Source organism: Mesorhizobium sp. GbtcB19 (genome assembly GCF_019091085.1).
In the GTDB taxonomy this organism is placed as follows: Bacteria; Pseudomonadota; Alphaproteobacteria; order Rhizobiales; family Rhizobiaceae; genus Mesorhizobium.
In genome coordinates this window covers 1-271 of the sequence record NZ_JAGXJY010000230.1, presented here as the reverse complement: position 1 = coordinate 271, position 271 = coordinate 1, and the positions used below count along the sequence as shown (strand labels likewise).

The following is a 271-nucleotide window of genomic DNA, read 5'->3' as shown; positions in this document are numbered from 1 at the left end:
GGAAATATAGGAGGGGAAATACATGCATGATTCAACTAAACAACAGCGTGCAATTTTCTTAGACAGAGACGGCGTGATTAATGAAGTTTTAACTGATCGAGTTAAGTTTGTAAATAAAACAAGTGATTTGTATTTAATCCCAGGTGCAGCAAAAGCAATCGGTACGTTTAATAAGATGGGCTTTAAGGTATTTGTTGTTACAAACCAAGCGGGCGTTACTTTTGGATATATGACGCAATCAGAACTAGACATGATTCATATGAAATTAAAA

Annotated in this window: 1 protein-coding gene; it reads left to right on the top strand. The window is 35.1% G+C overall.

Annotation, left to right across the window (positions count from 1 at the left end):
- Window positions 1–22: 22 nt before the first annotated feature.
- The coding region (locus KVT37_RS32235) for an HAD-IIIA family hydrolase (RefSeq protein WP_217579031.1) at window positions 23–271 on the top strand (249 nt) is incomplete at its 3' end.